The sequence below is a fragment of the Plantibacter flavus genome (assembly GCF_002024505.1).
GTDB classification, from domain to species: Bacteria; Actinomycetota; Actinomycetes; order Actinomycetales; family Microbacteriaceae; genus Plantibacter; species Plantibacter flavus_A.
Window position 1 is genome coordinate 2,464,690 of the sequence record NZ_CP019402.1, and the last position, 17,465, is coordinate 2,482,154.

Sequence of the window (17,465 nt, forward strand, 5' to 3'; positions counted from 1 at the left end):
AGAACCCTGTGCCTGGAAACGTGCCATGTCGAGAGCGTACTACGACGACGAGGATGCCGACGAATCCGCGCCCGGCGCAGCCCGCTCCGCGATGAGCGCCGCCTGCACCCGCGACCGCGCGTCGAGCTTCACGAGGATCCGGGACACGTGCGTCCGGGCCGTCGCCTCCGACAGCCCCAGCACGGTCGCGATCCCCGCATTGCTCAGGCCCTCGCGCAGTCGCTCGAGGACCTCACGCTCCCGCGGTGTCAGCGTGGCCAGACCGGGGTGCTCCGGAGCCGGTGCCGGCGCGACCGGAGTTCTGGCCGCGGCGAGACGTTCAAGGACTCGGCGGGTCACCTCCGGCGCGAGCACCGCCTCGCCCGCATGCACTCGTCGGATCGCATCGACGAGACCGGCAGCGGAGACCGTCTTCACCAGGAAGGCGTTCGCCCCCGCCGCCAGCGCCTCGTCGACGTACCGGTCGAGGGCGAAGGTGGTGAGCATGATGATGCTCGGCGGCGGGGTGACGGCGGCGAGGATGGCCGGTATCGCGTCGATCCCGGAGGCACGCGGCATCTGGACGTCGAGCAGCACGACGTCCGGTCGGTGTCGCACGGCTTGCGCGACGACGGCCTCCCCGTCCGCCGCCTCGGCGATGACCTGGATGTCGTCCGGCTCGTCGAGCAGCGCCCCCAGACCCGCTCTGACGGCCGCGTGGTCGTCCGCGATCAGGACCGAGATGGTCATGACGCCCCTCCTGCGGTGACGACCGCGGGGGTGACCGGCGACGCCAGGGTCGGCACGGTGAGCGCCGTCCGCCAGTCGGGACCGTCCGGCCCCGCGACGAGGTCGCCTCCGACCAGACGTGCCCGCTCGGCCAGGCCGACGAGGCCGACCCCACCGGACCCGGCGAGCACCGAAGACGTGGCCGCCGTCGGCATCAGGTTGCTGAGCGTGACGGACAGGGCGCCGGGTGGAAGCGAGACCTCGACCCGCACGGCTGCTCCCGGTGCGTGCTTCGCAGTGTTCGTCAGGCCTTCGACGAGCGTGCGGAGGCCGACGATCGACGTCTGCGCGGGGACTTCGGCGAGCGCCGCGTCCTCCGGTGCCTGGACCTCCACCTCCAGCCCGTTGGCACGCGCGACCTCGACTGCGCGGCGGACCGACTCGGCCGTGAGTCGGTCCGGAGCCTGGGTCAGGTCGTCGGCCGACTGGTCACCGCGGAGCACGTCGATCATCGTGCGCATGTCGGCGAGCGCGTCGAGACTGCTGGTCCGGACGAGTGCGAGGCTGCGCCGCAGCGCCACCGGGTCGGTGCCGTCGCGTCGTTCCAGGGCCGCCGCCGACTGCATCGCGATCGCCGAGAGGTGACCGGCGATGACGTCGTGCAGCTCCCGGCTGAGCTCGAGCCGTTCACGGGTCACGGCGTCCTGCCGGAGCGCAGCCGCTGCCTGGGCGATCGTGTCCGCGCGCTCGCGCTGGCGTTCGGCCTCGAGGCGGGGGTACCGGACCATCCTGCCGTACCAGATCGAACTCGCCAGGATGACCGGGACGATGATGAGCGAGCCGAGGACCACTCCGCGACCGAGCCGGGTGACGGCCTCGACGTCGTCGGTGAACCAGATCACCGCGAAGACACCGACCGACACGACGGCGAGCGCGGTGCAGGCGAACGCGGCGACGTCGATGACCCGGGACCGCGAGTAGAGCGCCGCCGCGTAGGCGAGGTCGGACACGACGATGAGCATCCCGAGGCCGCTGCCTCCGGTGGTGAGCGCCTCGGCGAGGGCGATCAGGATGCCGACGGCCAGCGTGGTCAACGGGCGTCGGCGGCGGAGCAGGTGCACCGCCAGGATGGCCGTGAGGAAGACGAGGGTCAGGAGGAGCGGCGGTTCCGACACGGTCGTCCCCCAGGGGACATGGATCCCGAGGAGGGCGAACAGGAGTCCCATGGCTGCGCACACCGAGGTGATGACCGGCTCCCGGTGTCGACCCACCCATGCGCGCGGTCCTTCGAGAGCAGCCATGCCTCCATCACATCAGCTCGAGCCGCGCGGCGCGAGCGTCGGAGGGACGAACCCGCGTACGCAGTTCCGCTGACCCCGTCGCCGGAGGATCAGCAGCACGGTCGATGTGGCACGGCATCATCCCGCGACACCATCGGAACATGGACAGCTTCACTGAACTCTTCGGCACGAGCCCGCTCATCTGGGCCATCCTCGGCGCGGAGGCCGCGTTCTGGATCCTCCTCTTCGGCGGGCTCGCGGCCCGCTACCTCCTCCGGCGGCGCCGGCTCAGCGCGATCATGTTGATCGGTGTACCGGTCGTGGACCTCGTCCTCCTCGTCCTGACCGCGATCGACCTCGCGGCCGGCGAGGAGCCGAACGTCACGCATCTCCTCGCGACCATCTACCTGGGCTTCACGGTGGCGTTCGGACACACGCTCATCACGAAGGCGGACGTCTGGTTCGCACACCGGTTCGCGGGCGGTCTAGCACCGCGGCCCAAGCCGAAGTCCGGTCCCGCGTACATCCGTGCCGCCTGGTCGGAGTGGCGTCGGGTGGTCCTCGCCGTCGTGATCGCGATCACCGGGCTCCTCGCGATGCAGGCCATGATCGGCTGGAGGGTCCCCGCGTCCTTCGCCCTCGCGAACGAGGACGTCATCTGGGGCATGATCATCAAGCTCGTCGCGATCACGGCCATCTGGTTCGTCGCAGGCCCGGTGTACGCCGCCGTCTTCCGGAGCTCCGCGCCCGCGCCTGACACCACGGAACGGGTTTCACATGCAGCCGAGTCATCTCAGGGGCGCCCCTAACGGCGTTCTATCTCATATCTGAGATAGAATGACGACATGGAAGACACGGCAACGTTTGAACGAACGGACCCTGCGGCACCGCTCCGGCAGGTCGGAGCACTCATCCGCGGCGCCCGACAGGGACGCAAGCTCACCCAGGCCCAGCTGGCGGAACGCGTCGGCACGAGCCAGAGCGCGATCAACCGGATCGAGCAGGGTAGTCAGAACATCAGCATCGACCTCCTGAGCCGGATCAGCACCGCGCTCGAGAGCGAGATCGTCAGTTTCGGCGAACAGAAGAAGAACTCGCACCTCCGTGTCCAGGGCGGCCGACAGCTGCACGGGACGATCGCGGTGCGTTCGAGCAAGAACGCCTCGGTCGCGCTCCTGTGCGCCGCACTCATGAACCGCGGCCGCACCACGCTGCACGGCATCGCCCGGATCGTCGAGGTCGACCGCATCATCGACGTCCTGCGCAGCCTGGGCGTCTCGGTGGTCTGGTCGCCCGACGGCCAGGACGTCGAGATCCACGTCCCGGACGACCTCTCGCTCGAGAGCATCGACGAGGACGCCGGTCGCCGGACCCGCAGTGTGCTGATGTTCCTCGGTCCGCTGCTCGGCCGCTACGACACCTTCGCCCTCCCCTACGCCGGTGGTTGCGACCTCGGGACCCGCACCGTCGAACCGCACCTCATCGCGCTCCGGCCGTTCGGCCTGTCCATCGAGGCGACCGCCGGCTGGTACCAGGCCACCGTCGCCCCCGACGTGCCCGAGGAGCTGAGCGTCGTGCTCACCGAGCGGGGCGACACCGTGACCGAGAACGCCATCATGGCCGCCGCGGTGCGCGACGGCGTGACGATCATCCGCAACGCCAGCCCGAACTACATGGTGCAGGACCTGTGCTTCTACCTGGAGCTCCTCGGCATCACCATCGAGGGCATCGGGAGCACGACGCTCCGGATCACCGGCCGCAGCGTCATCAACGAGGATGTGGACTACTGGCCGAGTGAGGACCCGGTGGAGGCGATGAGTCTGCTCACCGCGGGGATCGTCACCGACTCGGAGATCACCGTCACTCGCGTGCCGATCGAGTTCATGGAGATCGAGCTCGCGACGCTCGGCGAGATGGGACTGCGCTACACCCGCTCCCCCGAGTACGCGGCGGCGAACGGTCGGACCCGACTCGTCGACGTCACCGTGCACCCCTCGAAGCTGCACGCCCCGATCGACAAGATCCACCCCATGCCGTTCCCAGGGCTGAACATCGACAACCTCCCGTTCTTCGCGGTCATCGCGGCCTGCGCCGAGGGCGACACGCTCATCCACGACTGGGTGTACGAGGGCAGGGCGATCCACCTCACCGACCTGACGCGGCTCGGCGCCAACGTCCGTCTGCGCGACCCGCACCGCATCGACGTCTCCGGGCCGACGCACTGGTCCGGCGCCGAGGTGAGCTGCCCTCCCGCGCTGCGACCGGCCGTCGTCATCTTGCTCGCCATGCTCGCCGCGAAGGGTACGAGCGTGCTCCGCAACGTCGACATCATCGCTCGCGGGTACGAGCAGCTGCAGGAGCGGCTCATCACCCTGGGTGCGTCGATCGAGACCTTCCGCGACTGAGTCCGTCCCGCCAGACGGACGCGGCCCCGCAGATCGTCGATCCGCGGGGCCGCTGTCGTCCGGTACGACCGGCTCAGTCCCGGATGCTCGCGCCGAAACGCTCGGCCGCCACTGCCGCGCCGGCGAGCTTCGCGTCGCTCGCCTCCGCCGCGGTGAGCGTGCGGTCCGGAGCCCGGAACCGCAGGGCGAAGGTCAGGCTCTTGCCGCCCTCGGGGACACCCGAGCCGCGGTAGTCGTCGACAAGGCGGATGTGCTCGAGCAGCGGACCGGCGCCGACGCGGACGGCGTCGAGGACCTCACCCGCTGCCACCGTCGCGGGGACGAGCAGCGAGAGGTCCTGCGTCGCCGCAGGCAGGGTGCCGATGCCGACGGCCTCGGGCAGTGCGTCGCCGAGCGCGATGATGCGATCCAGGTCGAGTTCCGCGACCGCCACGACGCGCGGCAGGTTCGCCTCCTCGGCGACGGCCGGGTGCACCTCCCCCGCATACCCCACCAGGACGTCGCCGACGTGCAAGGCCGCGGTCCGTCCGGGGTGCAGTGCCTGGTGGCTGCCCTGCGAGACGGTGATGTCGACGCCGGTCGCCACCGCGACGGCCTGGACGGCCTCGAGCGCGTCGGCCATACCGGCCGCGACCGCGGGCTGGCCCGGCTGCTTCGGGACGGCGTTGCCGACCGCGAGGAAGCCGAGATGACGCGGTTGAGCCGGGACGCCCGCCTCGAGCTCCTCGAGCTGGGCCTCGCTCGGACGGACCGCCGCCTGCGGGAGTTCGGCCTGGCCGAACGCACCGTGACGGGACGGACGGAACACCGCGCCGACCTCGAAGATCGAGAGGTCGGTCAGACCACGCGAGACGTTCCGGTGGGCCACAGCGAGGAGACCGGGCAGGATCGACGCGCGGAGGAAGGGTGCCTTCGCGTCGAGCGGGTTCGCGAGCTTCACGGCCGGGAACTCACCTGGTTGCGGTGCCCCGAACCGCGCGTTCTCCTCGGCGGAGACGAACGGGTAGGCCAACACCTCGGTGGCGCCGCCGTAGGCGAGCGCATCGGAGACCCCGCGGCGCAGCCGCTGCGAACGCGAGAGCCCGCGTCCCGGAGGCGCGACGGGGAGCACCGACGGGATGCGGTCGTAGCCGAGGATCCGCGCCACCTCCTCGGCGAGGTCCTCCTTGCCGGTGATGTCGTGGCGCCAGCTCGGCGGCGTCACGAGCAGGCCGCCATCGGTCGCCTCGACGGCCGCGCCGATCTCGGCGAGCGCGGATCGTGTCTCGTCCGCTCCGAACGTGACGCCGATGAGGCCGTTGATGTAGTCGTCGGGGAGCAGGATCGGCTCGCGATCCGGCGCCGTGGTGACGGTGGAGCCGAGGTCGTCCGTCCGGCCACCGGCCAGGTCGACGAGCAACTGCGCGACGCGACCGGCGGCCGCGACGGCGATCTGTGGATCGACACCGCGCTCGAACCGCTTGGACGCCTCGCTCGGCAGCTTGTGGCGACGTGCGCTCCGCGCGATGGACACCTGGTCGAAGTTCGCGGCCTCGATGAGGACGTTGCGCGTGGCATCGGTGATCTCGGTGTCGAGGCCACCCATCACGCCGGCGAGCCCGATCGGGCCCGAGTCGTCGGTGATCAGCAGGTCCTCGTCGTGGAGCTTCCGCTCCTGGCCGTCGAGCGTGACGAAGGTCTCGCCGGACCGCGCGCGCCGCACGACGATGCCGCCCGTGAGCTTGTCGAGGTCGTACCCGTGGATCGGCTGCCCGAGCTCGAGCATGACGTAGTTCGTGATGTCCACGACGAGCGACAGCGAGCGGATACCCGCGAGCTTCAACCGGGCCACCATCCACGGCGGGGTGGGCTTCGTCGGGTCGACGTCACGCACGACGCGGGTGACGAAGACGCTCGACCCGGCGCGACCGCGGATCGGCGCTGCATCCTCGATCGTGACGGGGAAGCCGTCGAGTGGTCCGGTGAACGCCTCGGGGACGCTCCCGGCCGGGTCGCGGAAGACCGCACCGGTCGCGTGGGAGTACTCGCGTGCGACCCCTCGGATCGAGAACGCGTAGCCGCGATCGGGCGTCACGTTGAGCTCGACTGCAGCGTCGTCCAGACCGAGCAGGCTGATCGCGTCGGTGCCGACAGGCGCCTCGACCCCGATCGTCGAGAGGCGCAGGATCCCGTCGTGGTCCTCACCGAGACCGAGTTCGCGAGCCGAGGCGATCATGCCGTCGGACACGTGGCCGTAGGTCTTGCGAGCGGCGATCGGGAACGGACCGGGCAGCACGGCGCCGGGCAGCGTGACGACCACCTGGTCGCCGACGAAGAAGTTGCCGGCGCCGCAGACGATGCCGCGCACGGCCCCCTCGGCGTCACCCTCGGCGACGCGGACCTGGCACCAGCGGATGGTCTTGCCGTTGGACTGCGGCTCCTCGACGAACTCGAGGACCTCGCCGACCACGATGGGACCCGTCAGCTCGAAGCGGTGGACGTCCTCCTCCTCGAGTCCGACGCGCACGAGCGCAGCGTGGACGTCTTCAGGGGTGGTCCCCGGGGCGAGTTCGACGAACTCCCCGAGCCAGCTCAATGGAACACGCACGACTACACCACCATCCCGAACTGCTGGGAGAAGCGGACGTCGCCCTCCACCATCTCTCGCATGTCCTGCACGCCGTCGCGCAGCATCAGGCCGCGCTCGACACCCATTCCGAAGGCGAAGCCCGAGTAGACCTCGGGGTCGATACCGGCGGACCGGAGCACGTTCGGGTTGATCATGCCGCACCCACCCCACTCGATCCAACGCGGTCCGTCCTTGAAGGTCGGGTGCCAGAAGTCGAGCTCGGCGCTCGGCTCGGTGAAGGGGAAGTAGCTGGGACGCAGGCGGACCTTCGCGTCGTCGCCGAAGACGCTCTTCACGAAGTGGTCGAGCGTTCCGCGCAGGTGCGCCATCGTCAGGCCCTTGTCGACGGCGAGACCCTCGAACTGCATGAAGACGGGCGTGTGCGTCGCGTCGAGCTCGTCGGTGCGGTACACGCGCCCGGGGGCGAGCACGTACACGGGGAGCTCGCGCTCGAGCAGCGAGCGCACCTGGACCGGCGAGGTGTGCGTCCGCAGGACGAGGTGCGACTCCAACGGCTCCACGAAGAAGGTGTCCTGCATCGCACGGGCCGGGTGGTCGGCGTCGAAGTTCAGGGCGTCGAAGTTGAACCACTCGCTCTCGACCTCGGGGCCCTCGGCGATCTCCCACCCCATGCCGACGAAGATGTCGGACACGCGGTCCTGGAGCAGCGTGAGCGGGTGCCGGGCACCGGGCACGCGACGCTGCGGAACGGCGGTGACGTCGATCGCCTCGGCGGCGAGGCGTGCCTCCGTCTCGGCGGCGACGATCTCGCCCTCGCGCTCGCTCAACGCCTTCGAGACGCGCCCGCGAGCCTGACCGACCAGCTTGCCGAGCGCGGCCTTCTGGTCGTTCGGCACGCTGCGGAGCGATCCGTTGAAGGCGGCGAGCGGTGACGCTTCGCCGGCGTGGGCTGATCGGACCGCTTTCAGGGCGGCCGAGTCGGTGGCTGCGGCGATCGCTTCGAGAGCGGCGTCGACCGCGGCGTTCACCGCTGGTTCGGAGATTGGGGATGCGTCGGACACGAGAGCCAAGTCTACCCAGGCGGTCGGCCCGCATGGGCGACCGTCCTCGCCCCGACGGCGAGCCGGTCGACCGGTCACCGTCGGGACGACGTCAGATGCTCGCGCCGGACGACTGGTTCCCCGCCTGGATGCCGAGGATCTTCGTCGTCGTGTCCTCGGTCACGGCCTGCTCCTTCGGCGTCCGCGGCGACCGTCGGGTGCGCACCTCGACGATCTTCGCGACGCCCGAGAGGATCAGGCAGAGCACGATGTAGATCGAACCCATCACGATGATCGAGGGGATGATCGGGCTGCCGTAGAGCGCCTGCGATCCGAACTGCTTCGCGAGGTAGAGGAGCTCCTGATAGGTGATCAGGAAGCCGAGCGCCGTGTCCTTGAGCGCGACGACGAGCTGGGCGATGATCACCGGCAGCATCGCGCGGATCGCCTGCGGGAACAGGATGAGGCGCAGGACCGCGGACTTGCGCAGGCCGATGGCGTAGGCGGCCTCGCCCTGTCCCTTCGGCAGCGACTCGATGCCCGCTCGGAAGATCTCGGAGAACACCGCGCCGTTGTACAGCGTCAGCGCGATGGCGACGGCGACGAACGGCGTCACGAAGGTGAAGCCGAGGGGCGGCAGCCCGTAGTACATGAGCATCATCAGGATGAGGACCGGGACCGCCCGGAAGAACTCGATGAAGATCGTGAAGGGGACGTTGATGACCTTGTGGTCGGACAGCCGGCCGATCGCCAGCACCAGTCCGAGGACGACGCTGCAGACGGCGGCGACCGCGAATGCGGACAGGGTCGCGCCCGTCGCCTGGAGGATCTGCTCCCAGACGCGCGGGAAGGTGAAGAGCTTCCACTTCGAGGCGGTGAACTGTCCGGTTTCGATGAAGCGGAAGACGACGAAGGCGAGGATGCCGGCGACGACGAGCACCGTCGCCGCACCGATCCAGCGATAGCGGACGATGGCCTTCGGGCCGGGGGTGTCGAACAGGACGGAGCTCATCGCGCGATCCTCCACTTCTTCTCGAAGGCCCGTTGGGCGAGGGACAGGAGCGACACGAGGGCCACGAAGATGAGGGCAACCCACAGCAGCCCGATGAGGAGCGGCTCACCGCGCTCGGACAGGTTCGCGCGGATCGCGCCCGCTTCGGCGACGGAGAAGCCGGCGGCGACCGTCGTGTTCTTGAGCAGGGCGATCAGCACGCTGAACAGCGGTGGCAGGACGGCACGGAACGCCTGCGGCAGGATGACGAGCGTCATGGTCTGTCCGAACGGCAGCCCGATCGCGCGTGCGGCCTCGGCCTGCCCGATCGGCACCGTGTTGACGCCGGACCGCAGGACCTCCGCGACGTAGGTCGCGGTGTAGAGGCTCAGCCCGATGATCGCGAGCGTCGTATAGCTCACTTCGGGGAGCCCGAGCTTCGGGTAGCCGAACGCGAAGAAGAAGAGGATGAGGGTCAGCGGGGTGTTGCGCACCGTGTTGACGTACACGGTGCCGAAGAGGCGCATCGCCGGGACCGGCGAGACCCGCATGGCACCGACGATGGTGCCGAGCACGAGCGCGAAGAACCCCGACACCACGAAGAGCAGCAGGGTGTTGCGGAAGCCCGTGACGAAGAGGTCGAGGTTGTCGAGCAGGACGTTCATGTCGCGCACGCCTTTCGGGAGGGGGACGCCCGTGGCGGGCGCCTGGGCGGAGTCGACGGGACAGCTCCCCCGGACGGCCGCTGGTCGGCGGCCGCCCGGGGCGCTGCTTAGTAGTCGTCGACCGCCGGCTGGGTCACCTTGGTGCCGGAGGCGCCGAGGGTGGCGTCGTAGATCTTGGTCCAGGTGTCGCCGCCATCGGTGAACATCGTGTTGATGAAGTGGCGGAGGGCGTCGTCACCCTTCGGCAGACCGATGCCGTACAGCTCGGTGCTGAACGGCTCGCCCACGACCTTGAGCTCGTCGGGGAACTGCGCCGCATACCCGATCAGGATCGCCTGGTCGGTCGTGACCGCGTCGACCTTGCCGTCGTTCAGGGCCTCGACACACTGCGAGTAGGTGTCGAACTCCTCCGTCTTGGTGTCGGGGAAGTTGTCCTTGATGTTCTGGATGGGCGTGGAGCCCGTCGCCGAACACACGGTCTTGCCGGCGAGGTCGTCCTCGCCCTTGATGTCGTTGTTGTCCGCGGCGACGAGCAGGCCCTGGCCGGTCTCGAAGTACGGTCCGGCGAAGTCGATCTGCTCCTTGCGCTTGTCGGTGATCGAGTAGGTGCCGACGTAGTAGTCGATGTCACCGTTCACGATGGCAGACTCGCGGTTGGCGCTCGGGATCGCCTTGAACTCGATCTTGTCGGCGTCGAAGCCGAGCGACGCGGCGATCCAGGTGGCCATCTCGACGTCGAAGCCGGAACGCTCGCCGGTGGCGGCGTCGAGGTAACCGAGACCGGGCTGGTCCTCCTTGACGCCGATGCGGACCTTGTCGGCCTTCACCATCGCGTCGTACGTGGGGCTGCCCTCGAGCTGGACGTCGGTGGCGACCTCGAAGAGTGCGCCGCCGTCGGACGCGCCGTCGGTCGATCCGGTGCCGGCGTCGCCGCCGCTGCACCCGCTGAGCGCGAGCGCTGCTGCAGCGACTCCCGCGGTGATGAACATGAGCCTCTTGCGCATGTTGTCCTTCCTTCCTTGGTGCCCGGGACGGGCCGATCGGTTGGTCAGTTCCGGGTCGCCGCGCGGGTCGCGCGATCCGGAGTCGGATGGGTCAGTGGGTGAGGAGCTTCGACAGGAAGTCCTTCGCCCGCTCGGACTGCGGGTTCGTGAAGAACGACTCGGGGTCGGTGTCCTCGAGGATCTCGCCATCGGCCATGAAGACGACGCGATCGGCGGCCTTCCTGGCGAAGCCCATCTCGTGGGTGACGACGATCATGGTCATGCCCTCACCGGCGAGCTGCACCATGACGTCGAGGACCTCGTTGATCATCTCGGGGTCGAGGGCCGAGGTCGGTTCGTCGAACAGCATGACCTTCGGCTTCATCGCGAGGGCGCGGGCGATCGCCACACGCTGCTGCTGCCCGCCGGACAACTGTGCCGGCAGCTTGTCGGCCTGCACGCCGATGCCGACGCGCTCGAGCAGCACCTTCGCCGCATCGTCGGCGTCGCGCTTCTTCTGCTTGCGCACCTTGATCGGGCCGAGGGTGACGTTCTCGCGGATCGTCTTGTGCGCGAACAGGTTGAACGACTGGAACACCATGCCGACGTCGGCGCGCAGCTCGGCGAGCTGCTTGCCCTCCTCCGGCAGCTTCTTGCCGTCGATCCGGATCTCCCCCGAGCTGATCGTCTCGAGCCGGTTGATCGTCCGGCAGAGGGTCGACTTGCCGGACCCGGACGGTCCGATCACGACGACGACCTCGCCCTTGTTGACGGTGAGGTTGATGTCCTTCAGGGCGTGGAACTCGCCGTAGTGCTTCTCGACGTTCTCCATGACGACGAGGGGCTCGCCGCGCCCTGCCTGGATCGGGTTGCTCGTGGTCTCGTATACGCCGGCGGCACCATGCGAGGCTGCTGCATCGGGTTCCGCCGGGCCGGAGTTCGGGGACACTGTTGGCTCCATGTAACCCAAACTAGGTGACCGTGTGTTTCGTGCGCATGACGGAAGCGCTACGGTTACCGTTTCGTAACCTCGACGGTCGACGCCTCAGACGCTCAGGCGTGCTGCGCGAACGCGCTCTCGAAGACGCACACCGACGCCGCGGTGGCCAGGTTCATGCTCTCGGCACGGCCGTAGATCGGTACCGTAACCGCACGGTCGACGAGCTCGAGGTGCTCGTCGGTGAGTCCCCTGGCCTCGTTGCCGAACACCCATGCCGTCGGCTTCGCGAGCACGCCTTCCGACCGGACCACGAGGAGGTCCTCGCCCTTGATGTCGGCCGCGAGCGTCTGCAGTCCCGCCGCACGGGCCCGTTCCAGCACGGTGGGCAGCTCGACACCGACCGCGACGGGCAGGTGGAAGAGCGAGCCGGTCGTGGAGCGCACGACCTTCGGGTTGTAGAGGTCCACGGTCCGTCCGCTCAGGACGACGGCGTCCGCTCCGGCGGCGTCGGCGGCTCGGATGATCGTCCCGAGGTTGCCCGGGTCCCGGACCTCCTCCAGGATGACGACGAGCTGCGGCTCCCCGGCGAAGATGTCCTTGATGGAGGTCGGGAACTGCTGCGCGACCGCGATGAACCCCTGCGGCGTGACGGTGTCGGCCATCGACTCCAGCACCTGCTCGGTGACGAACTCGACCTCGAGTCCCGCATCGGTGGCCGCGGCCCCGATGTCGGTGTAGCGCTCGAGGGCCGTCGGCGTCGCGTACAGCTCGAGGATCAGGTCGGGCCGGAACTGCAGGGCCTCCGACACCGCCTGCGGTCCTTCGAGGAGGAACAGGCCGGTCTCCTGTCTCGCCGGACGCTTGGCGAGTTTGGCGACGGAACGGACGCGCGGTGACCGCGGATTGTCAAGCACGCACCCATCCTATGGGTCGCACTCCGGACAGACGAAACGGCCCGATCCCTGGTGGGATCGGGCCGTTCGAACACGTCGTCCGGTCGGACGCAGGGCTTCCGACTAGGCGGAGACCTTGGGTGCCGAGGTGTCGGCGGGCAGTGCGGCCTTGGCCGACGCGACGAGGGCCGCGAAGGTGGCGGGCTCGTGAACCGCGAGGTCCGCGAGGATACGGCGGTCGACCTCGATCCCGGCGAGGCCGAGACCCTGGATGAAGCGGTTGTACGTCATGCCGTTGGCACGCGAAGCCGCGTTGATGCGCTGGATCCAGAGGCGACGGAAGTCACCCTTGCGCGCACGACGGTCGCGGTACGAGTAGACGAGGGAGTGAGTGACCTGCTCCTTGGCCTTGCGGTACAGACGCGAACGCTGACCGCGGTAACCGGCGGCGCGCTCGAGGATGACGCGACGCTTCTTGTGAGCGTTGACCGCCCTTTTGACTCTTGCCATGTTCCTAGTTCCTTACGGGTAAACGGTCTAGCGACCGAGCAGCTTCTTCATGACCTTGGCGTCGGCGGGCGCCAGCACCTGGTCCTGGTTCAGGCGACGGGTGCGACGGCTGGACTTGCTCTCCAGGTTGTGTCGCATACCGGCCTGCTGCTTCATCAGCTTGCCGCTGCCGGTGACCTTGAATCGCTTCTTGGCCCCGGAGTGGGTCTTCTGCTTCGGCATGGGATTCCTCGTTTCTTATCGGTTCTCGTCGGTGGATGACTCCACCGGAGCAGCCTCGTCGGCTTCGTCGGCTTCAGCCGGACGTGCCTTGGATGCCGCACGTTGTGCGTTGGCTTCGGCTTTCGCCTCGGACTTGTTCTTGAGCGGACCGACGACCATCACCATGTTGCGACCGTCGACCATGGGGGTGGACTCGACGGTGCCCCACTCGGACACGTCCTCGGCGAACTTCTGGAGCAGGCGGACGCCCTGCTCTGGGCGGGACTGCTCGCGGCCGCGGAACTGGATCATGGCTTTCACCTTGTCACCGGCCTTGAGGAAGCCCTCGGCGCGCTTGCGCTTGGTCTCGTAGTCGTGCTGGTCGATCTTGAGGCGGAACCGGACCTCTTTGAGGATCGTGTTCGCCTGGTTGCGCCGGGCCTCTTTGGCCTTCTGCGCAGCCTCGTACTTGAACTTGCCGTAGTCCATGATCTTCGCGACGGGCGGCTTGGAGTTGGGTGCGACCTCGACGAGGTCGAGATCCGCTTCCTGCGCGAGGCGAAGGGCGACCTCGATTTTGACGACGCCGACCTGTTCTCCGCCGGGACCGACGAGTCGGACCTCCGGGACGCGGATACGGTCATTGGTACGGGGATCGCTGATGCGGAGCTCCTCTGACTGGGTGGGATGCCACGCGACCAGGTCCGATACCTGCGACGCGACGAAATCGGTTCACCACACACCCGTACCCTCCGCCGGTGTTCAGAACACCTGTCGGAAGGCACCACGCCCTGCTACCCGAAGCGGTGAAGCGACAGGCGGAGCGTGACAACCCGGTAACCTTGTGAAGCGGTCGAGCGCGGGTGGGAGAATCTCCTCTTTCGTACCGAGACATGTCTCGGAGCACCGCACGAGTCTAACAGAGGATCCACGTGAACAACACCACCAGCCCGTACGACCACGACGACGAGTCGGGAGGGGCCGATCAGGCCACCCGGGACATCGCCGACGTCCCCGCCGTCGAGGTCATCACCACGGCCGCCGTGCACCTCATGAGCGCTGCAGCGGTCAAGTGCGGCCTCGCGGACGCGCCCGACGCCCAGACGGACCTCGACGAGGCCCGCAAGCTCATCAACGCCCTCGCCGGGCTCATCACCGCGGGAGCCCCGGAGATCAGCGACATGCATGCCCGCTCGCTGCGCGACGGCCTGCGATCCCTCCAGCTCGCCTTCCGGGAGGCGTCCACCATCCAGGATCCCATCGGCAAGGGTCCCGGCGAGAAGTGGACCGGGCCGGTCACCTGATCGCAGCGCGGCGCTCCGCCTCGCCGATCAGTCGGCGGGGCGGAGCGACACCGCGAGCGAGTCGACGCGCGTCGCGATGACCTCGTCCGCGGCCCAGCGCTGAGCGAGCCGCGCCAGCACCGCGTCGAGCTCCTGCTGGGTCAGCCCCTGCAGCAGGCCGAGCTCGACCACGAGCTCGGACCCGGCGAGCTTCGCCTCCGGGTCTCCGGCTCGCAGGCGCACGCTCACGACGGCGAGCTCCTGCTCGATCGACCGCTCGAACGCGCCGCGCACCAGCGCGTCCGCGAAGCTCGGCGTCCACGGCTGCGACTGCGCGATCGCCCACAGCGCGGGTCGGCGTACGGCGAACTCGGTGCTCGACGTCGGATCGAGGACCACGACGTCCGTCTGCTCGCTCGCGGCCGCCAGGGCGACCCGGACGCCGTCGGCCGGGATCGGCCTCGCCGTCCGGTTCCACGCGGACATCGCCTGCACCGAGCTGAAGACCGGGAGCACGGTGCGGCCGTCCGGACCCGTCACGGTCACGATGGACAGCTCCTGGGACTTGTCGACCAGCTGACCCTGCTCGTTCTCGCCGGCCTCACCGAGGTGGGCCACGAGCGGGATGAGCAGGCGGGAGTCCCGGAACGCGTCGACGACCTCGGCCTCGCCGACCTCGCCGGCTCGGAAGCGTCGCAGGGACTCGATCAGCCGCTCGGGCGCACTGCCGTCGTCACCGGAACTCGCGTTCGGCTGGAAGCTCCGACCCGCCCAGGGCTGGCCGGCCGAGTCGGCACCACCTGCCGCCGGGTGGGCATGCCCGCCTGAAGGACCGTGACGGTCGGGCGCGGAGGATTCGTCAGCGGCCCGAGACATCCAGCGCCTCGGCCAGGGTGAATGCGCCGTTGTAGAGCGCCTTCCCGATGATGGCGCCCTCGAGCCCCAGGGGGACCAACTCGCGCAGTGCGACCAGGTCGTCGAGGCTCGAGATGCCGCCGGAGGCCACCACCGGCCGCTCCGTGCGCTCGAGCACCTGTCGGAGCAGGTCGATGTTCGGCCCCTGCATCGTGCCGTCCTTCGTGACGTCCGTCACGACGTAGCGTGCACAGCCCGCCTCCTCGAGGCGGTCGAGGACCGTCCACAGGTCGCCGGCGTCCTGCGTCCAGCCGCGAGCGGCGAGCGTCGTGCCACGGACGTCGAGGCCGACCGCGATCGCCTCGCCGTACTGGGCGATGACGCTCGCGGCCCACTCGGGGTTCTCGAGCGCCGCGGTCCCGAGGTTGACGCGCGCGACGCCCGTCTCGAGCGCCTGCTCGAGGGAGGCGTCGTCGCGGATGCCGCCCGACAGCTCGATGTTGACGCCGCGCGCCTTCGAGATGACCTTGCGGATGATCGACCGGTTGTCACCACGACCGAACGCGGCGTCGAGGTCGACGAGGTGGATCCACTCCGCCCCCTGACGGGCCCAGTCCAGGGCTGCGTCGACGGGCTCACCGTAGTTCGTCTCCGAACCGGCCTCGCCGCGCGTCAACCGGACGGCCTTGCCGTCCACGATGTCGATCGCGGGGAGCAGCGTCAGTCCGGCCGTCGTGTTGAACTCGTTCATGATCCACCGTCTCTTCGGGAGCTGCGAGCCCCTCGGTTCCCGGCGCACAGCATGCCTCGCGGCACAAGCACCTGATCCTAGTCGGCTACAGGGTGCCGAGCCAGTTGGACAGCAGGCGGATACCGGCGTCGCCCGACTTCTCCGGGTGGAACTGCGTCGCCGACAGCGGACCGTTCTCGACGGCTGCGAGGAACGGCACGCCGTGGGTCGCCCAGGTGAGGCGCGGCTCGGGGAACGGCGGCATGACCTCGAGGGTCCACTGCTGTGCGGCATAGGAGTGGACGAAGTAGAAGCGCTCGTCGGCGAGGCCGTCGAAGAGCACGGACCCCGCGTCCGGCGACACCGTGTTCCAGCCCATGTGCGGCAGGACGGGCGCTTCGAGTTCCGTGACCGCACCGGGCCACTCCCCCAGGCCGTCGGCCTCGGACCCGCGCTCCACGCCACGCTCGAACATGACCTGCATCCCCACGCAGATGCCGAGGACCGGACGCCCTCCCGCGAGACGGCGGTCGATGACCTCGTCGCCGTGGGAGGAACGGAGTGCGCCGATCACCGCGTCGAAGGCACCGACCCCTGGCACGACGAGACCGTCGGCGGCCTGGGCCGCCTGACGGTCGCCCGTCAGCACGACGTCTGCGCCGGCGAGCTCGAGGGCCTTGACGGCGGAGTGCACGTTGCCGGAGCCGTAGTCGAGGACGACCACCGACGGGCGTGCACTCACAACGCGCCCTTCGTCGACGGGATGCCCTGGACCAGCGGGTCGAATGCCTTCGCCTGCCGGAAGGCCCGCGCGAACGCCTTGAACTCCGCTTCGGCGATGTGGTGCGGATCGCGTCCGCCGAGGACGTTCACGTGCACGGTGAGGCCCGCGTTGAAGGTGATCGCCTCGAAGACGTGACGCACCATCGAACCCGTGAAGTGCCCACCGATCAGGTGGAACTCGAATCCGGCCGGTTCCCCGCCGTGCACGAGGTACGGACGACCGGAGATGTCGACGACGGCCTGCACGAGGGCCTCGTCGAGCGGGACCAGTGCGTCGCCGTACCGGGAGATGCCGGCCTTGTCGCCGAGCGCCTGACGGATCGCCTGGCCCAGGACGATCCCGACGTCCTCGACCGTGTGGTGGACGTCGATGTCGACATCGCCCGTCGCCCGGACGGTCAGGTCGGTCAGCGAGTGCTTCGCGAAGGCCGTGAGCAGGTGGTCGTAGAACGGGACGGAGGTCTCGATGCTGCTCGTGCCGGTGCCGTCGAGGTCCAGTTCCAGCTCGATGCTGGACTCGCTCGTCGCGCGCTGGATCCGGGCCGTGCGCTGCTGGGTGGTCATGGGATCCAGTGTATCGAGCGCACCGAAGCTGCACGCCGTGTGTCGACGGGTGTGGATCGTCGCGT

The 17,465-nt window shown here is 69.1% G+C and carries 19 protein-coding genes; 3 read left to right on the plus strand and 16 right to left on the minus strand.

Annotation, left to right across the window (positions count from 1 at the left end; genetic code table 11):
* Positions 1–39 precede the first annotated feature (39 nt).
* A complete protein-coding gene (locus BWO91_RS11545; protein WP_079002666.1) occupies positions 40–729 on the minus strand; it encodes a response regulator in 690 nt (229 codons plus the stop codon).
* Complete coding sequence (locus BWO91_RS11550; RefSeq protein WP_153303443.1) at positions 726–2,009, minus strand: sensor histidine kinase; 1,284 nt, start codon at positions 2,007–2,009, stop codon at positions 726–728. The genes BWO91_RS11545 and BWO91_RS11550 overlap by 4 nt, the downstream gene beginning before the upstream one ends.
* Before the next feature lie 140 nt (positions 2,010–2,149).
* Here BWO91_RS11550 and BWO91_RS11555 point away from each other — a divergent pair, with 140 nt between their 5' ends.
* Entirely contained in the window at positions 2,150–2,797 is a 648-nt protein-coding gene (locus tag BWO91_RS11555) for a hypothetical protein (protein WP_153303444.1), read from the plus strand.
* A gap of 36 nt (positions 2,798–2,833) precedes the next feature.
* Positions 2,834–4,393: a helix-turn-helix domain-containing protein gene (locus BWO91_RS11560; RefSeq protein WP_064294418.1), complete on the plus strand. Its 1,560-nt coding sequence runs from the start codon at positions 2,834–2,836 to the stop codon at positions 4,391–4,393.
* 73 nt (positions 4,394–4,466) lie between these two features.
* Here BWO91_RS11560 and pheT read toward each other — a convergent pair whose 3' ends face one another.
* The 10 genes from pheT to infC form a co-directional block, all read right to left on the minus strand.
* Complete coding sequence (pheT, locus tag BWO91_RS11565; RefSeq protein ID WP_079002668.1) at positions 4,467–6,980, minus strand: phenylalanine--tRNA ligase subunit beta; 2,514 nt, start codon at positions 6,978–6,980, stop codon at positions 4,467–4,469.
* Between the two features lie 2 nt (positions 6,981–6,982).
* Positions 6,983–8,023 (minus strand): phenylalanine--tRNA ligase subunit alpha, encoded by a 1,041-nt coding sequence (gene pheS / locus BWO91_RS11570; protein WP_079003950.1) that lies wholly within the window; start codon positions 8,021–8,023, stop codon positions 6,983–6,985.
* Positions 8,024–8,114: 91 nt separating this feature from the next.
* A complete protein-coding gene (locus BWO91_RS11575; protein WP_071262378.1) occupies positions 8,115–9,014 on the minus strand; it encodes an amino acid ABC transporter permease in 900 nt (299 codons plus the stop codon).
* Complete coding sequence (locus BWO91_RS11580) at positions 9,011–9,658, minus strand: amino acid ABC transporter permease (RefSeq protein WP_056013357.1); 648 nt, start codon at positions 9,656–9,658, stop codon at positions 9,011–9,013. The genes BWO91_RS11575 and BWO91_RS11580 overlap by 4 nt, the downstream gene beginning before the upstream one ends.
* Positions 9,659–9,765: 107 nt before the next feature.
* A complete protein-coding gene (locus BWO91_RS11585; RefSeq protein WP_079002669.1) occupies positions 9,766–10,662 on the minus strand; it encodes a glutamate ABC transporter substrate-binding protein in 897 nt (298 codons plus the stop codon).
* Positions 10,663–10,753: 91 nt separating this feature from the next.
* Positions 10,754–11,473: an amino acid ABC transporter ATP-binding protein gene (locus BWO91_RS11590; protein WP_064294513.1), complete on the minus strand. Its 720-nt coding sequence runs from the start codon at positions 11,471–11,473 to the stop codon at positions 10,754–10,756.
* A gap of 221 nt (positions 11,474–11,694) precedes the next feature.
* Positions 11,695–12,495, minus strand: a complete 801-nt coding sequence (locus BWO91_RS11595; RefSeq protein ID WP_079002670.1) for a TrmH family RNA methyltransferase — start codon at positions 12,493–12,495, stop codon at positions 11,695–11,697.
* Between the two features lie 102 nt (positions 12,496–12,597).
* On the minus strand, positions 12,598–12,984 hold the full coding sequence (gene rplT / locus BWO91_RS11600; RefSeq protein WP_064294422.1) for a 50S ribosomal protein L20: 387 nt from the start codon (positions 12,982–12,984) through the stop codon (positions 12,598–12,600).
* Between the two features lie 27 nt (positions 12,985–13,011).
* Complete coding sequence (gene rpmI / locus BWO91_RS11605; protein WP_056012069.1) at positions 13,012–13,206, minus strand: 50S ribosomal protein L35; 195 nt, start codon at positions 13,204–13,206, stop codon at positions 13,012–13,014.
* Between the two features lie 15 nt (positions 13,207–13,221).
* Entirely contained in the window at positions 13,222–13,887 is a 666-nt protein-coding gene (gene infC / locus BWO91_RS11610) for a translation initiation factor IF-3 (RefSeq protein ID WP_194719021.1), read from the minus strand.
* A gap of 230 nt (positions 13,888–14,117) precedes the next feature.
* Here infC and BWO91_RS11615 point away from each other — a divergent pair, with 230 nt between their 5' ends.
* Entirely contained in the window at positions 14,118–14,489 is a 372-nt protein-coding gene (locus BWO91_RS11615) for a DUF1844 domain-containing protein (RefSeq protein WP_056012072.1), read from the plus strand.
* A 27-nt stretch (positions 14,490–14,516) separates the two neighbouring features.
* Here BWO91_RS11615 and BWO91_RS11620 read toward each other — a convergent pair whose 3' ends face one another.
* The 4 genes from BWO91_RS11620 to hisB all read right to left on the minus strand — a co-directional run bounded on the left by BWO91_RS11620 (position 14,517) and on the right by hisB (position 17,400).
* Entirely contained in the window at positions 14,517–15,344 is an 828-nt protein-coding gene (locus BWO91_RS11620) for an SseB family protein (RefSeq protein WP_079002672.1), read from the minus strand.
* Positions 15,328–16,074, minus strand: coding sequence for a bifunctional 1-(5-phosphoribosyl)-5-((5-phosphoribosylamino)methylideneamino)imidazole-4-carboxamide isomerase/phosphoribosylanthranilate isomerase PriA (priA, locus tag BWO91_RS11625; protein ID WP_064294425.1), 747 nt, complete (start codon positions 16,072–16,074; stop codon positions 15,328–15,330). Before priA ends, BWO91_RS11620 begins: the two co-directional genes overlap by 17 nt.
* Positions 16,075–16,159: 85 nt before the next feature.
* Positions 16,160–16,795: an imidazole glycerol phosphate synthase subunit HisH gene (gene hisH, locus BWO91_RS11630; protein WP_071262295.1), complete on the minus strand. Its 636-nt coding sequence runs from the start codon at positions 16,793–16,795 to the stop codon at positions 16,160–16,162.
* Positions 16,792–17,400: an imidazoleglycerol-phosphate dehydratase HisB gene (gene hisB / locus BWO91_RS11635; protein WP_064294427.1), complete on the minus strand. Its 609-nt coding sequence runs from the start codon at positions 17,398–17,400 to the stop codon at positions 16,792–16,794. The genes hisH and hisB overlap by 4 nt, the downstream gene beginning before the upstream one ends.
* Between the last annotated feature and the right edge of the window lie 65 nt (positions 17,401–17,465).

Excerpts from the sequence above, each read along its gene's own strand:
- BWO91_RS11545 (WP_079002666.1), bottom strand. The coding sequence starts at position 729 with ATGACCATCTCGGTCCTGATCGCGGACGACCACGCGGCCGTCAGAGCG.
- BWO91_RS11550 (WP_153303443.1), bottom strand. The coding sequence starts at position 2,009 with ATGGCTGCTCTCGAAGGACCGCGCGCATGGGTGGGTCGACACCGGGAG.
- BWO91_RS11555 (WP_153303444.1), top strand. The coding sequence starts at position 2,150 with ATGGACAGCTTCACTGAACTCTTCGGCACGAGCCCGCTCATCTGGGCC.
- BWO91_RS11560 (WP_064294418.1), top strand. The coding sequence starts at position 2,834 with ATGGAAGACACGGCAACGTTTGAACGAACGGACCCTGCGGCACCGCTC.
- BWO91_RS11575 (WP_071262378.1), bottom strand. The coding sequence starts at position 9,014 with ATGAGCTCCGTCCTGTTCGACACCCCCGGCCCGAAGGCCATCGTCCGC.
- BWO91_RS11580 (WP_056013357.1), bottom strand. The coding sequence starts at position 9,658 with ATGAACGTCCTGCTCGACAACCTCGACCTCTTCGTCACGGGCTTCCGC.
- BWO91_RS11585 (WP_079002669.1), bottom strand. The coding sequence starts at position 10,662 with ATGCGCAAGAGGCTCATGTTCATCACCGCGGGAGTCGCTGCAGCAGCG.
- BWO91_RS11590 (WP_064294513.1), bottom strand. The coding sequence starts at position 11,473 with ATGGAGAACGTCGAGAAGCACTACGGCGAGTTCCACGCCCTGAAGGAC.
- rplT (WP_064294422.1), bottom strand. The coding sequence starts at position 12,984 with ATGGCAAGAGTCAAAAGGGCGGTCAACGCTCACAAGAAGCGTCGCGTC.
- rpmI (WP_056012069.1), bottom strand. The coding sequence starts at position 13,206 with ATGCCGAAGCAGAAGACCCACTCCGGGGCCAAGAAGCGATTCAAGGTC.
- BWO91_RS11620 (WP_079002672.1), bottom strand. The coding sequence starts at position 15,344 with ATGTCTCGGGCCGCTGACGAATCCTCCGCGCCCGACCGTCACGGTCCT.
- priA (WP_064294425.1), bottom strand. The coding sequence starts at position 16,074 with ATGAACGAGTTCAACACGACGGCCGGACTGACGCTGCTCCCCGCGATC.
- hisB (WP_064294427.1), bottom strand. The coding sequence starts at position 17,400 with ATGACCACCCAGCAGCGCACGGCCCGGATCCAGCGCGCGACGAGCGAG.